Here is a 14642-nt window from a genome sequence, read left to right on the forward strand (position 1 = left end):
TATTTAGAGCAATACTTTGTTAATTGGCATAAGTTTTCTTGGTTTCCAATAGGTACATTTTTTCGCTTTCGTCGTTCACTCTTTTATCTAACTTTATTGAGTGCATGTCGAAAATCTTCAATCTTTTGCTAAGAGCGTTTTTTACTATGTAAAAAACAAAGGAGAATGACCATGAAAAAACGACTCAAATATATTGAAGTAGCGCCAAAAGCAATAGAAATCCTATACGCTCAGGAAGCTTACTTCCATGAACAATTTAGCCAATCAGAAACTATGAACATGATCATATGGGAACTGGTTAAGTTACGCATATCGCAAATCAATCAATGTGCATTTTGTATCGACATGCATAGTAAAGATGCGCTTAAGTTAGGTGAAAAGCCGGAACGCATATGGGGGCTTAGTGCATGGAAAGATATGCCATTCTACAGCGATGCAGAACACGTTGCACTAGGTTGGGCTGAATTACTAACTGCTGGCCTACCAGTAGATGATGATACCTATCAGCTGACCTTGAATACCTTCGGAGAAGAAGCTATGGTCAACCTAACAATTGCAATCAACGCGATCAATAGTTGGAACCGAATAGTTAAGGCATTTAAGCCAAAGGTTGGAGTCTATAAACCTCGATAATTCTATTTGACGGTTCTTACTTGTAAGCCACTGCTTATACCTCAACTTAATAGGATGAAAAGTACATGTGTATCACTTTCTCATTTAAGTTGAGGTTAAATAGGATGATTCATTTGAACTTAGAATTTGATATTTTAAAACCTCAAAAGGCTTTAGCTGGCTATGTTCAAGCCATTTGGTCAGCATCCGTCAAACCTGATACGACGCAAACCGTACGTAAACAATTACTCAGTGATGCTGGTACAGGTGTGGTATTCATTTTACAGAATGAAGTACAAATGGATGGTGAGTGGCAAACGCCAGGGGTTGTCCTACTACCTATAAGCATTCTGGCACATCAGGTCTGCCTACCGCCAGGTGCGGTGATGACTGGCGTACGCTTTCATCCTGCTGTTAGTTATCAACTATTTGGTAAACGTCTAGAACAGCTATTGCGGATTCAAGACGACCACCCTTTGGCTTCTTCTGCGCTAGCAACATTTGAGTCTCTGCAAACAGCGCGTTCGCCATATGCAAGGATTTCTACGTTATATCGCTGGGTTCAAACACTGATTGACGAATATGAACCGCGGTATGTCGGCCACATTATTGACCAACCTACAGGGACCATCAGTCAGCGCCAGAGAGAGCGCAATTTTCAGAAATGGTTGGGGATTACTCCTAAACATTACCAACGCATTAAACGAGTTAAGCACACTTTAGAGCAACTCCGAGCGCAACCCGATCTTACTTTATCGGAGTTGGCGCTAGAGCAAGGTTTTTCCGATCAAGCACACATGACTAGAGAGTGTAAGCAGATTGCGCGCATGACACCGAAGCAGTATGTCCGAAAGAGAAACCTCTAAACCTTATTAGCTTTCTACATCAAACCCAATTGATTCAGAATCGACCATATACTTGTTACAATGTTCGATCATATATCACCTACTTTTTCGATCGCTCATTCCAGCTTGATGTGAGTTGGTTAGCTCGCTTTTGATGCCGCGTGCCGCTCTACCATAAACGCGATCGCTTCTTCATTTAAGCAAGATTTGCTGATGTATTGGCGTTGTTTACCAAGGTGAAGGATAAAGCCCAAATCAGTTTGTTCGAATTGGTCGATATCATTGATAGCTAGGTAGAGTTGGTAATCATGCTGTTCAACACGGCCACAGTATTCAGTGCCTCGGTCAGTCAAATTCTCGGTATTAGCATAGGTCGAGCTCCAACGTTGAAGTATTCTCTCTGGGTGCTTTTCTAAGGTTGTTAGGACTTTTCTTACTGGCTCTAGTCAACTAAAGCTTGTACTTGCCTATCTGTCATCGGACTCTCAGCATCCTTTAACACCGCCCAACGAAGAGCTTTTTGCATGTCATTGTTTTTCGAGCGTCATCAACAGCCAGTGTAATAACTGCACAATATGGAACCAGTCGAGAGTAACATTCGCTTTCGGAAGCTCATCTTTGACACCACTCCAACCTGCCCAGGCACATCGATGAGCTTTATAGTGAACTCGAGGTATTTTCGCTGTGATATAGCAATGGTGCTGAAAAAGTTGAGATGGCGCCATGTTTTATCGGTTATAAAAAAACAACCATTTTCGCGGTAGCTATTGTTAACTGGTCTTCATGATAAGAATTCAGAATGAGACAATGAGTATGCAAGCTTACGAAATGGACGTGGATAGGTACTTTAACGAATAGCTCGGTATTTTTTTGCCAGAGGGAGTCTACTTATGTTTACCCCATGAAAGTAATAGACATGTCATTTACATTATTTTTTAAAGTATGCCTAGATATAAGCTTTGACATGACTTATTTTTGAGAATTGGGGCGGTCCTAGGCTAGCACTTGAGAGCATTAGGACATAGTATCGTCTCACGCGTGGATATGGGTTGACCTATGTACAATATTGGTAAACAAATGACTAAAATACTGGTTTCCCTTATGAGTGCCACAATATTATTGCTCTCAACAGGTTGTAACGCAGATATGTTTAATTTCTTCAAATTAAAAAAGTTTCAATACATACTTAGCTCAGAGATCACTGGTCGCTTATACTTAGACGGGAAAGCGTTTACTAGCGAGGTAGTTTATCTACACACGGCTTTTTCTAAAAACCGTTATATCACCGAGACAATTACGTCAGAAAATGGTTATTTTCATTTCCAACCTACATATCACTATCAGACGTTTAAAGAACCTGCCCTTCATGAATCCTCTAGCTACATTGGTATTTACATTTTTGTAGATGGCAAAAAATACTACTTACTAGAGGCTCGCTTTTCTGACGTGAAACCCTATGAATTTATTTCAGATAATCTTCTTGATTTAAGTTGTGAGATTAATTCGGACGAATATCGTTACTTTTTTAAAAATAAATTTGTTGAGAATGGCCTCGATCTTGAAATTATTAGTAGGTGTGATTTGAAAGGATTTTCTGAAAAAATATTACTAAATAAGGACACGTAATGGCAAAGTTAACACCAAAAATGGCTTCAGAAATAGCGGATATTCCTTACAAAGCTTATGAAAATAATGGCCGTTTTATCATGCCGGGCAAAAACAGTTTTTCAAATCACTTTTCTTTTTCTGAAGATGATGTATTTGATGGTTTTACAGGCGGTGTAGCGGGTTTATCCAATGTACCGGTATTGCGTAAAGTTATCCCTGGCTTGATGAGAACTTCAGAGGCGTTTGCAGTGGTTGGCACTGGTAAAGGTTCTACATTTGAGAATGAAATTGTCATTTCAATTCGAGGAACACAAAATGCTAATGACTGGATCACAAATGCGAATATAGGGGTGAAAGGATCACCAAACGGTTCGCCCGCTCATGCTGGTTTCAACAATTGTTTTCAAAGTCTTAGCCCCAAGTTGAAGCAGTATATTATGCAGATGAATCCTAAACCAAAACGTATACATTGCGTTGGGCACAGCTTAGGTGGAGCACTCGCATCACTTTGCGCTGATTGGGTGCGTAATGAGATGAAGGTCAGAACCACCTTATACACCTTTGGCGCTCCTAGAGTTGGTCTGGAAGCATACGCACGCTCATCGGAAAAGCTAAACGATGGTGTTTATCGATGTACGCATGGTGCTGATCCTGTACCCAAAATACCGCTTTGGCCATTTATTCATGCTCCAATCTCAACAGGCGAGTACCGCTTGGACTCTGGCACTGGGTTAAGCATATCAGCCCATTTGATGGCAAGAAACAAAAATCCGGGTTACTTAAACACTGCTTCCTCGGATTCTTGGGGAGCGTTGAAGAGGAAATCGAATGACCACTTATTTACCCCTATCCGTCTAAAGTATGAGCAACGAAATCAAGCTTCTTTTTCGGAGTATTGGGCCGATAGAATACAGGGCGCACTTATCACCTATTTGAAAGATGTGGCTCTTTTGTCAACGGTAACGATTCAAGCAGGCGTGATTGCTGGCTTGACCTTTTATGATTGGCTTTCAAGAAAGCTAGAAGCCGTTGCTAAATCATCTAAGCGCAATGAAGAGCAACTAAAAGGCTTATTAGGCCATATGCTTGTTTTTGCCGGTCACTATGGGACCATCGTTGAGGATCTATCCGCCCGATTCATTAGATGGGTTTTCGAAAGAACCATTGGACGACTAGTCAGAGTATCTAAACAAGCGATATCGTTGCTAAGTTAACCTAACCATTGCAATGGCATAGTAACGTGAATGCTTAGTTAGAGGCGAACTCGTCACCTCATAAGTTAACTGGTGACATTGACATAACGCCGCTAAATGGGATTCTTATTAAGCACTTTTTAGATGAAACTTTCTAACCAAATCGGGTCGCGATTTATCAAAACGAATTTGAAAATAATGAATTTTTCACTATTTTCAAATTCGTGATTAGGAGCCAAAATGTAGGTTTACAGTTTCAACTGTTTTTGGATTTCTGTTGGAAAAGTAACTTAAACAATTGACATTAAATAGATTTAATGGGAAATGGCTCTTACAAAACCCGAACTGCGCCCCCTTCCAAGCTGATGATGATGTAGGTTCGATTCTCGCTGTACACTCCATTCTCATAGGCTACTTTACCTAAAGCTTCGAACGCCTCCCATGGGGCTCGAATCGCAATTCCATGGATAGCCCCCTCAAATCGAATAAGTTTCTTCCGCATAGAAGTTACCTTTAGACGCATAAGTCCAACACTGGCCACATGAACTTTATTAGGGAAAACCCAACAAACTAACGAATGTCAAACCTTTGCCGAACATAGTAATCGAGCAAAAATGCTCTAGAAGTTGGCGTCATCACTGTAGGCTCACAATAAACTATCTCATTGTCACTTTTTTGGTTCAGTTTACACACTAACTCCGCAGCACACTTAAGGAGTCCATATACTGGAAAGACGCAACCAGAAACACCGAGTGTAGTGGTTCAGATTTTGAGCCTGAATCAGAGCTACCCCATAAGCATCAAACTCTAAGATCAAAAAAGCAAACCCACGGACTCGCTTTTTTGTTAGCTCGCTTTTGATGCCGCGTGCTGCTCTACCATAAACGCGATCACTTCTTCGTTTAAGCAAGATTTGCTGATGTATTGGCGTTGTTTACCAAGGTGAAGGATAAAGCCCAAATCAGTTTGTTCGAGTTGGTCGATATCATTCCAAGCGAGGCTGCGGTCAACTTTACCGCTTTTGTAGCGTACGCCATCTGCATTCACTTCAAACACCACTTTACTGCCGCGACTTGAGCTGATGGTTTGACGCCACAGCCACCAAGTTCTTTTGAAGTAAACGCTGCACGCTTCAATCACACTCAATACGATAAAGAACCAACCGACGTAACCGTTAGGTAGCAGTTCAAACTCCAATAAAACCACACCAAAAATTAGAAAGAGGATCCCTTTCAAATACGCTTGCGGGAACTTAACTGGCTGGCTAGTTTGATCATAACACTCAGCAAAAAATGGCTTGTCGAGTGTGTATTCTGTAGTGAATTCGAAATCTTTAGACATGTATGGTTACTTCAAGGCTTCTGTAAATGAGTATTCTTGGTTGCACTCTTGCAACGCGAGCATTGTAGCGCTTCTCTGGCTTTATCTTTAGCCCTTTTGATACTGTTTTGTAAATCAATGATAACGAAACATTAGAAGACCTCGGTGCACTCGCCAAGATCAAACAAGGCGAACCATTTGGCTCGCCTTGTTAATTAATGACCTATATGACTTATGAGGTTTTCTACTTTAGAGGGTCGTTGTCTGGCAATGCACTGTGTATCCAGACTGCCAGTCGGTGTTTGATGCTTGCGCCGTCTAGCTTGCTTTCCGGTAATGGGGTGATCTGTTTGGCATCAACCAAGAATAGGTAAATCGCTTTTACTCTTAGAGGTTGTGGTGACTGAGGAAGGTCAAAGCCTTGTAGCTTCGCCATCTTCCCACCAATCTCTAGTGCCTTCTTAACCAGTTTGTCTTCATTGTGAAGTTTGGAGCTTTTTGACATTGATAAATCCTCTTCTTCGCTTCAATTAAGAATACATGAAGTGTCGCGTATGGCGTGTTAGTAAGCTCGCATATTGATAAGTTTATGCCTTCTTACCGAGTAACTGATTGAAAAACGACCTTAATTCGTCATCACCAAGATTGAGCAGGTAGTCACCAATATACCATTCAACAATCGATTGATTTGGATGTGCCGTGACTTGCGGGTTACCAAACCAAATGCCCTTTTCCGTGGCAAACGTGTGTTGGAGTTCTTTCAACTCTTCGCAGCTAAATGGCAGGATAAGGTGCAACATGTTTGCTTGAGGCTGGGTTGGTCTCACCGCCAAAGATGGGAACTCTTCAATGATCTTGTAGATCTGTTTTGTTCGCTCAAACAGAGCCGGCATTTGTGACAACCTTTCATCAAACTGCATTGCCGCAGACACCACATAAGGTGTTCTGTGATAGAGGTTGCCACCTTGCCGCTTCATCCACATTGAAGCCAGTTCAATGAACGACTTTGAGCCAAGCAACATAGATCCGCCCATGCCGTTGATGCCTTTGTAAAGTGAAACATAGGTCGTATCAAAACCAGCGGCGATCTCGCGGTATTCTTTCTGATAGTAAGCTGCGGTTTCCCAAAGTCTTGCGCCATCCATATGGAGATGAATTTTGTTTTCGGCGCAGTACGCTTTGATTTCTTCCAGTTCTTGCCATGAAGGTAGCTGACCACCAATTTCTCGCATCGGGAGTTCATAAAGAACGGCTGCGATTTCATCCGGCCAAGCAGTGAGATCCTCAAGCTTCCATGTTTGATAAGGGTTCCCTACTGGCAAAATACTAAAGCGATGTTGAAGCTGATAGCCTTGTTTTTCATGCACCGGAATATGGCTAGATGCGTGCATGGCGACAATAGGATTACGCTTTTGTCTTGTGACAATTTCAAGCACCGTTGGCTGCGTCATCGTCCCTGTTACAACAAAAAGCCCTGCCTCGTAACCCAGCAGATCGGCAACCTTTTGCTCGAACGCTTGAATCGTTTCTCCCTCACCGTAGACATCGTGATTTACGTTGTTCTCTTCGCACCACTTTGTCATTTTCGCAAAGTGTTCGGCTGGAGAATCTTCTTTATTACCAGAGAGATGGATATGACAAAGCTGTTTTAGGTGGGCACTCATTGTTCTGTCCTTTGAATCAAAGCTTCAACAATGTAACTTGTTAAAACGGAGGCGTAAACTGCATTTTCGCGATGTATTTTCTGCGTATGCCTCCGTGCTGAACCTCCGGTTGGACATAGATTTAACTTAAGAGTGATTTACGCAGAACAAAGATCATGCTCACCGTAAACAAGCCATTTAGGTAAATATGCGGCTTCTGGAATCGTCCAGCCATACTTATCGTATGCTAATGCAGCAAGACCAGTCAGTTTCAGAGAAACATTTCCTTTTGGCGAATAGCGAACATCTTCATTCATGTAGAACTGGTAATGCGCCTCTAACGCATCCCTCAGTGCCTCTTGATAATGTGCCTCATCGCCATCGATAATGGCAACAAACACATTCACAAATGGAATAAACAAAGAGTGTACATATGGCACTCTGGTTGATTCTAAGTATTGCGGAGAAGATTTCTCCATCACAGTTTGCAATAACTCAGGTAACGCTGATGAATTGCTAAATACACCGTTAACGAACTCGACTAGCGCAACATTAAACGGCGTCTTTATAGAAACTAACGACTCATCCATGATGGTCATCAGCTCTACGCAGCGCCAATCTCTCGCTGCCATTGCTAAACAGATTTCATCCAACCAAGCATCCATTGTTCCTTCTGCAACAGAACGGTTACCCACTTCCGAAAAGTGTCGGTGCCCAACGGAAAATTCAACCACTTGGTCTGAATGATTGGCCAGCAAGTACACGTTATTCAGTAACTCAAGCGCCCTTTTTATGTAAGCTGGCGAGGCCTGATGTTGTCCGAATTCGGAAGCGGTGAAGAATGCCTCAAGCGAATCCCAAGCATCGCCTTTCATTCTTTTAAGAGGTTGCTTATAAAAAGATTGTTTTTCATCAAGCATTCTTTCCCAGAAGCTGTAGAAATCTTCATCTTCTTCACGAAAAATACGCAATTTTCTTTCTTCAGGTATCTCTAAATAATGATTCTTCATTGGTTCCATCGTTCCCTAGCCTCTCATTATAAGTTGTTCTAATTTTTTGCCGTGATGATATTCATACTCAAAATCAAGCCGTGAATGATGCCGAAGTTGATTTATAAAATCAATTTATAATCAGTATGTTGTATCGAAAGTTAATGCTTAATTGAAATGAATCGAAAAGCCGAAAAACATTTGAAATATAAGGCTACCGCACAAGCCGCGATGGGTAAGCCAGAACGTACCTGTCCATAAACAGTGGACGACGAACACTGACTTTGTGGAGTAAAGATAGACAGATATTCACCATTGTGTTCGCCTTTCTTTTTCTGTCGCTTTCGATAATACTCTTGCGCAATATTACTCAGCTGGAAAATTTTATGCCTCAAGCAAACTCTGTGGTCGTACTCGACTTTGAAACCACAGGTCTCTCTCCTACTTTAGGTGATCGCGCAATAGAAATTGGTGCAGTAAAGTTAGTCAATGGCGAGGTTGTCGATAGTTTTCAGCAACTCATGAATCCCGGTTTCAGAGTGAGTTCTTTCATTGAGAACTACACCGGCATTACCAACAATATGTTGCGATCGGCACCAAGCTGCGAAGAGGTAATGGCGTCATTTAGTGAGTTCATTGCAGGCGAAAACCTTATCGCTCACAACGCGTCCTTCGATAAACGATTTTTAGATGCGGAGCTTGAACGAATCAACTGTGGTTATTCGGGTGAGTTTGCTTGCTCCTTACTAGTGGCAAGACGGCTCATTCAAGAAGCCCCATCACATAAGCTAGGTGAACTTGTTCGCTATAAAAATATCGACAACGACGGTGTTTTCCACCGAGCACTAGCCGATGCGCAAATGACAGCCAAGCTTTGGCTCTTAATGGTCGAAGGGATAGAAAACTCAGGCGTCGAAAAACCAAGTTTTCAGTTGATGCAAACGGTCAGTAAAACAGCCAAAGGAAAAGTCGACCTGCTACTCGCCAAAAGCCGTGCGTAACCCCCTCCGAACTAAAAGCTGATTCTAGTCTCTTCGACGTTTAAGTGATTTTCGATATACATGCGATATTGGCTATATCTGTCAATATCGCAGTGCTTCTTATTCAAAACAAAGATCGCCTGGGTCACTCTATCCTCCAAAACTTCTAAAAAAATCGTGAATTATGTCTCACCGATTTAGATACTCGCTATAGTCACTCGAGACAATACGCAACAATTCGAGGTGTATTCACTGACTACTGATTTGTAAGCGATGATCAACAATGTTTTTCTGTTCTTAGAACAGTTTGCAGCTTTACTCATACTCGTACTGATTTCTGTTTTTGCTGTTGGCTTTTTATTTTTTGGTAAGGAAGCTCAAGAGTTTACACCAAGCATAAAAGGACGTATTACGAAGAACGATACCCCCATAAAGAATGCAAATGTAGTACTTACCATTCGGTCAGAAAATCGTTCTTTCGAACGTAGCTTCACCACGAATACAAATGGGGAATTCAAGTTTGATCCTGTTTTCAGAAAAAGGAATAAAGTTCTAAGTATTTTCGACGGTCTATTTCAAACAATATGCAGTGTAGAAGTGACCACAACCGTTGCCAATCAAAAGGTTGTTATTTGGAAAGGAGTTTTCAGGCATCATGTCATCGGTATGAAGGAAAGAGTAAATATGTCTAATTTAAACTGCGAAGCCACCAACCCCATCAGAAAGTTTGAATTTCAATCCCATGGGGATTCCGTAAGTAGTCAATGTGACTTAAGTGATTACTTAAAAGTAAACAGATAGAGTAATGTTTACTCTATCAAACTCCTCAACTTCCTAATCCGAAAGCGGTAGTTCGCTGGTCTCACCAACCAAACTGGCTTACTATGCCAGGTACCTAAAACGCTTTGTGAGTCACTCATGAGCAGAAAAAATAACAAAAATCTCAGCATTCTTCTTAAACTCAGCACCTTTATTGCACCTTATAAATGGCGGGTTGCGGCAGCCTTGGTTGCCCTTGTCGCGACAGCAAGTTTGACGTTATCCGTTGGCTATGGAGTGCGCATTCTTATCGACCAAGGCTTTGCTCAGCAATCATTGCAAGAGCTCACCAATGCGATTCAGTTTATTGTCGGTGTCACATTGTGTATTGCCATTGGGACTTTCTTTCGCTTTTACCTTGTCTCTGCCGTAGGTGAGCGCGTTAGTGCGGATATTCGCCTTGCGGTGTTTAATCATGTGATTACGCTGCATCCGAGCTATTTTGAGACCAACAGTAGCGGCGACATAATGTCGCGCCTGACTACCGATACCACATTGCTGCAAAGCATTATTGGTTCATCGTTCTCGATGGCGATGCGTAGCGCTTTGATGTGTTTTGGTGCCATCATTATGTTATTCGCTACCAACGTTAAGCTCACGCTGATTGTGCTTGCTTCTGTGCCTTTGGTTTTGGTGCCAATTTTGTTTTATGGACGACGCGTGCGTGCTCTCTCTCGCCAAAGTCAGGACTCAATGGCCGATGTCGGAAGCTACGCTGGAGAAGCGATAGAACATATTAAAACCGTGCAAAGTTTTAGCTCAGAGTCGCATGAACGAGCGGCTTTCGCTGTCGAGGTGGAAAAAGCTTATGAAGTAGGCAGACAGAGAGTAAAGCAGCGAGCGATCCTGATATCAGGCGTTATTGTGATTGTGTTCAGCGCGATTTCAGGCATGCTTTGGATAGGCGGCAGCGATGTGATTCACGGAAAAATGTCTGCGGGTGACCTAGCCGCATTTGTGTTTTATGCCATTATGGTTGCCTCATCGACTGCAACCATTTCCGAAGTCATGGGTGAATTGCAAAGAGCCGCAGGTGCTACCGAACGGCTGATTGAGATCCTTCAAGTAGCCAGTGATATTAAAGCGCCAAGCAACCATTTGCCTGTCCGTGCCGACATGCCTGCTGAGGTTAACTTTAATTCGGTGAGTTTCAACTACCCTTCTCGCCCAAATCAACCAGCTATCAAAGAGTTAAATCTAACTGCTGAACAAGGAAAAGTGTTGGCGTTGGTCGGCCCTTCTGGTGCCGGTAAAACAACACTATTCGAACTGCTGCAACGCTTTTATGATCCGCAAAAAGGGCAAGTGTTGTTTGGTGGTGAAGATATTCGACAGTTCGATCCAAACGAGCTTCGACGTCAAATGGCGCTCGTACCACAACAACCAGCGCTGTTTAGCCATGATGTTTTCCATAATATTCGCTACGGTAATCCTGAAGCGACGGATGAACAAGTTATCGAAGCCGCGAAAAAAGCCCATGCCCATGAGTTTATTGAGAAGCTTCCCGAAGGCTATCACAGCTTTTTAGGGGAGCGCGGCGTTAGGCTATCGGGCGGACAAAAGCAGCGCATTGCGATTGCTCGCGCGATTCTAAAAGATCCAAAAATCTTACTGCTAGACGAAGCTACCAGCGCCCTTGATAGTGAAAGTGAACATCACGTTCAGCAAGCACTTGAAGCTCTAATGAAAGGACGCACAACGCTGATTATTGCTCATCGTCTTTCGACTATCCAACATGCGGATAAAATTGCGGTGCTCGACAATGGCGAATTAGTCGATGCTGGTAACCACCAATCATTAATGCAAAGCTGTGAGTTGTATCAGCGACTTGTGGCATTGCAATTTAAGCACTTGGAGTAACGCCTAGTTAAGCGCTCAAAAATAAGCAAAGGCGGACCAAATAATTTAATAACAGGAGTTTAACGATGTTTTTGTGTCAGTCCAGCGAGCCCTTGCGAGACTAGGAATCTAATAGCTGCGCTCTGAGTGGTTAATGAGATATTTTAGACCATGAAGAGCTAGGATAGAAGATCCCACATCATGTCCCATCGTCGCTGTACAAGGTGACGAAATACAAAAGATGCCACTCGCAGTTAAACGAGCGGCATTAAACCAAGCAGCTCGCCTTTTAACAAAGGAATTCCAGTAACCAGCGTATTCTCCCTTCAACTAGAAACACTCGTTCACAACCACCATATAAAACCCAATCAACTTCATTTGTAACAATTCAGGTTTCAAAAATAGGAAATCATTACTGAAAAAGTTTACCGCGTTTTGTGTTGCTATCTATGGTTACAATATTCGAGACATCAATGCCTTTAAACCAAGCAACACAAAAGCGGCACCGATATGAACAGCGAAGCGAAACAACTATTTTCTTATCTATGTCAGCGATACGATGCGCTTTCTCAAGAGCTTGAGTCTCGCCCTTTTCCTGAATTTTCTGAGACTATTACTCATCCTCTTGGGCACTGTTTAGTCCGTTGCCCAGCAGGTAGCCAACGCTTTTCTATTGTAGCAGTCAACTTTGCACCCTCCGTTCGCGGGCAAGGCGTGCTTACTGCATTTATCGACTACATCAAAAGCAATCCTTACCACTACCAAGGTGTTGAGGTTGCAATCATTGAAAACAAGAACTTAGCTAAACGGCTTTTGTCTCTTGGCTGGAAGTACAAGTCCCTGTTTGGCAAGATTTTCTTCGCTAGCAAGCCGACCCTAGTAAAGGACTTTCAGTCTGCGTAATAGTTATTACGAAACCGCATCGACATCCAAAGTAAAACCATCACTCAAAATCCGTAAGCATGTTGAAAAAAACTTGGCGATCTTCTGCAGTACTTCCTCGATGAGCAGTGTATTCAACGTGCGCGTCTGCACTGGCTTTTGGGGATAGATTGATACCCCATAACGCATTAATTTGGTTTGGTACGATGGAATAACGCATATCAACAATTCGCATTTCATTATTCGGATCCGTCGCTACAAAACCGTTTGAAAACCAACGGAAACGTTCGATGTCTTTTGCTTGTTGCGATTGCGGGTTTAGCCACGGAAATTGCTCTTTTATATTTAACTTTGGAGTTGATTCGCCAGGGTAAATTTTTATTGAACGCCCCACCCTTACGGCATCTACATAGTAGCTCTCTTCCGTTTCATAAATTAGTTTCCAAACCAAAAGATTGCTGAAACTTGGTTTGGCTTTTAATTGTATAGCGTTGTGTTGTCGCTCTTTGACGATTTCCCAACCAGCTACTTCTGCTCTATCTCGTTGTATCGTTCCAAGACTTAGGTAAGCCAGGCACCATAAAAATGCAATGCGGGCATAGTTTGGGCTTCGCTTCAGTGCAACAAACAAAAGCAATATTAAAATAGGGAGTGTGAACGCGGGGTCGATTACCGAAATAGTGTTCCAAGCATAACGCGTGTTGCTTATCGGCCATAGAAGCTGTGTTCCATAACTGGTGCATGCGTCTAATAACGCATGGGTACTATAACCAAGCGCGCAGTAAAACCAACTCTGCCGGAAGCATAGTCCTCGCTTCTTTACGAACAACGGATACAACAACAAAGCACAAATGAAACTACCAAACGGGATAAACAAGAGCGAGTGAGTAAATTGGCGATGGTATTCCAAATACAGCAAAGGATCAGTTGAAGAACGGATGAGCACATCTAAATCCGGAGCCATCCCAGAGACCACGCCCAACACGCCAACAACTGCAAGGTTTCGCTTGTTGCTCACGGCCAGTGGCAAAGCTGCACCCAATAAACCTTGCGTTAACGGATCCATCGTTCACTTCCTTTAGATAGATGAAGCTCAGCTGGAAAGCGTACACGCTCAATAGTCGGTTCCAATTTAAAAACCAGAAGGTTCTTCGACATAAATTATCCGCATTTAAGTGGAAAACAATACACGACTTAGTCATGCATTTGCTTGTTTAGCAACAAACACCTTGATTTAGTGTAAGAAGGAATCACGCCGTTCGCTAGTGAACGAACAAATCTGAGTCTAGGCTTGTTTGGTATTTCAAACCCGAATGTTTATCTGACGCGAAAAAACAAGGCGATCCAAATGGCTCGCCTTGTTTCTAATTTACTGAACGATAAACGACAGGTGTTTAGTCTTGAGGATTCTCTTTCGCGTTGATTTCAGCGTAAGTGTGCAGCAGATCCGTCAATGTTTTTACCCACGCAAAAACATCCGAAGGTGCATTTTCGATTAGTTTTTCCACTAGAGCACAGTGTGTTTCTAGCGTGATGGCCTCTTCCAAACGGAATGAGATCGCGTAGAAATGCCAAAGCACCAATCGCGTCATTCGCTCGCTATTTTGCTTTGCGTTGTCTGAGTCATCAAACGCTTGTTGAATTTCACTCAGTGCGATTGCTGTCATGCGTAGCATTGCATCAAGACGTGCAGACAACATGCGGTCTTCACTATCCACTTCTTCTTGATCAAAGGTGAACAGATCATTCATCACGTCTTCTGGCACCATTTTACTGATCATACGAGCACTAAACTCTTCCAGCTCATGGCGAGGCATAGTTACAAGACAATCGAAGGTGTAATCACGAAGCATAAAATCACTCTAGGTTAGAAATCAATTTCAGCCTCGCATTCTAAATATTGAAATTTCAA

The 14642-nt window shown here is 42.6% G+C and carries 16 protein-coding genes and 1 pseudogene; 8 read left to right on the forward strand and 9 right to left on the reverse strand.

All coding sequences use genetic code 11. The features are described from left to right. Positions 1–171 precede the first annotated feature (171 nt). Positions 172–633: a carboxymuconolactone decarboxylase family protein gene (locus R7044_RS00425; protein WP_033906524.1), complete on the forward strand. Its 462-nt coding sequence runs from the start codon at positions 172–174 to the stop codon at positions 631–633. Positions 634–737: 104 nt separating this feature from the next. After that, on the forward strand, positions 738–1478 hold the full coding sequence (locus tag R7044_RS00430; protein WP_172563782.1) for a helix-turn-helix domain-containing protein: 741 nt from the start codon (positions 738–740) through the stop codon (positions 1476–1478). A gap of 119 nt (positions 1479–1597) precedes the next feature. On the opposite strand, the pseudogene R7044_RS00435 reads toward R7044_RS00430, so the two are convergent. Both R7044_RS00435 and R7044_RS28585 read right to left on the reverse strand, forming a co-directional pair. Then, positions 1598–1750 (reverse strand): annotated as a pseudogene (locus tag R7044_RS00435) (YcxB family protein); the annotation flags it as partial. A gap of 234 nt (positions 1751–1984) precedes the next feature. Beyond that, positions 1985–2182: a transposase gene (locus R7044_RS28585; RefSeq protein WP_033906523.1), complete on the reverse strand. Its 198-nt coding sequence runs from the start codon at positions 2180–2182 to the stop codon at positions 1985–1987. A gap of 352 nt (positions 2183–2534) precedes the next feature. Between R7044_RS28585 and R7044_RS00440 the strand changes: the two genes are divergently transcribed. After that, a complete protein-coding gene (locus R7044_RS00440) occupies positions 2535–3083 on the forward strand; it encodes a DUF6795 domain-containing protein (RefSeq protein ID WP_033906564.1) in 549 nt (182 codons plus the stop codon). Then, positions 3083–4279 carry a lipase family protein gene (locus R7044_RS00445; RefSeq protein WP_033906522.1) on the forward strand — a complete coding sequence of 399 codons (1197 nt, stop codon included), beginning with the start codon at positions 3083–3085 and terminating at the stop codon, positions 4277–4279. Before R7044_RS00440 ends, R7044_RS00445 begins: the two co-directional genes overlap by 1 nt. 310 nt (positions 4280–4589) lie before the next feature. Here R7044_RS00445 and R7044_RS00450 read toward each other — a convergent pair whose 3' ends face one another. The 5 genes from R7044_RS00450 to R7044_RS00470 form a co-directional block, all read right to left on the reverse strand. Then, positions 4590–4760 carry a hypothetical protein gene (locus R7044_RS00450; protein ID WP_162564176.1) on the reverse strand — a complete coding sequence of 57 codons (171 nt, stop codon included), beginning with the start codon at positions 4758–4760 and terminating at the stop codon, positions 4590–4592. Between the two features lie 344 nt (positions 4761–5104). After that, on the reverse strand, positions 5105–5599 hold the full coding sequence (locus R7044_RS00455) for a YcxB family protein (protein WP_033906521.1): 495 nt from the start codon (positions 5597–5599) through the stop codon (positions 5105–5107). Positions 5600–5822: 223 nt separating this feature from the next. Next, entirely contained in the window at positions 5823–6083 is a 261-nt protein-coding gene (locus R7044_RS00460) for a DUF5062 family protein (protein ID WP_005376453.1), read from the reverse strand. An 82-nt stretch (positions 6084–6165) separates the two neighbouring features. Then, positions 6166–7242 (reverse strand): threonine aldolase family protein, encoded by a 1077-nt coding sequence (locus R7044_RS00465; RefSeq protein WP_033906520.1) that lies wholly within the window; start codon positions 7240–7242, stop codon positions 6166–6168. A gap of 137 nt (positions 7243–7379) precedes the next feature. Continuing rightward, complete coding sequence (locus R7044_RS00470) at positions 7380–8240, reverse strand: immunity 49 family protein (RefSeq protein ID WP_033906519.1); 861 nt, start codon at positions 8238–8240, stop codon at positions 7380–7382. Positions 8241–8596: 356 nt separating this feature from the next. On the opposite strand from R7044_RS00470, the gene R7044_RS00475 reads away from it, so the two are divergent. The 4 genes from R7044_RS00475 to R7044_RS00490 all read left to right on the forward strand — a co-directional run bounded on the left by R7044_RS00475 (position 8597) and on the right by R7044_RS00490 (position 12751). Further along, positions 8597–9211: a PolC-type DNA polymerase III gene (locus R7044_RS00475; RefSeq protein ID WP_005376459.1), complete on the forward strand. Its 615-nt coding sequence runs from the start codon at positions 8597–8599 to the stop codon at positions 9209–9211. A 252-nt stretch (positions 9212–9463) separates the two neighbouring features. Then, positions 9464–9991 carry a DUF6795 domain-containing protein gene (locus R7044_RS00480; RefSeq protein WP_033906518.1) on the forward strand — a complete coding sequence of 176 codons (528 nt, stop codon included), beginning with the start codon at positions 9464–9466 and terminating at the stop codon, positions 9989–9991. A 117-nt stretch (positions 9992–10108) separates the two neighbouring features. After that, positions 10109–11869, forward strand: coding sequence for an ABC transporter ATP-binding protein/permease (locus R7044_RS00485; protein ID WP_033906517.1), 1761 nt, complete (start codon positions 10109–10111; stop codon positions 11867–11869). Between the two features lie 489 nt (positions 11870–12358). Then, positions 12359–12751: a hypothetical protein gene (locus R7044_RS00490; protein WP_005376463.1), complete on the forward strand. Its 393-nt coding sequence runs from the start codon at positions 12359–12361 to the stop codon at positions 12749–12751. A gap of 40 nt (positions 12752–12791) precedes the next feature. On the opposite strand, the gene R7044_RS00495 is transcribed toward R7044_RS00490, so the two are convergent. Further along, positions 12792–13796 (reverse strand): metal-dependent hydrolase, encoded by a 1005-nt coding sequence (locus R7044_RS00495; RefSeq protein ID WP_033906516.1) that lies wholly within the window; start codon positions 13794–13796, stop codon positions 12792–12794. A gap of 328 nt (positions 13797–14124) precedes the next feature. Further along, complete coding sequence (locus tag R7044_RS00500; protein ID WP_033906515.1) at positions 14125–14583, reverse strand: hypothetical protein; 459 nt, start codon at positions 14581–14583, stop codon at positions 14125–14127. Positions 14584–14642 lie beyond the last annotated feature (59 nt).

It is taken from the genome of Vibrio sp. 1402, assembly GCF_033340275.1.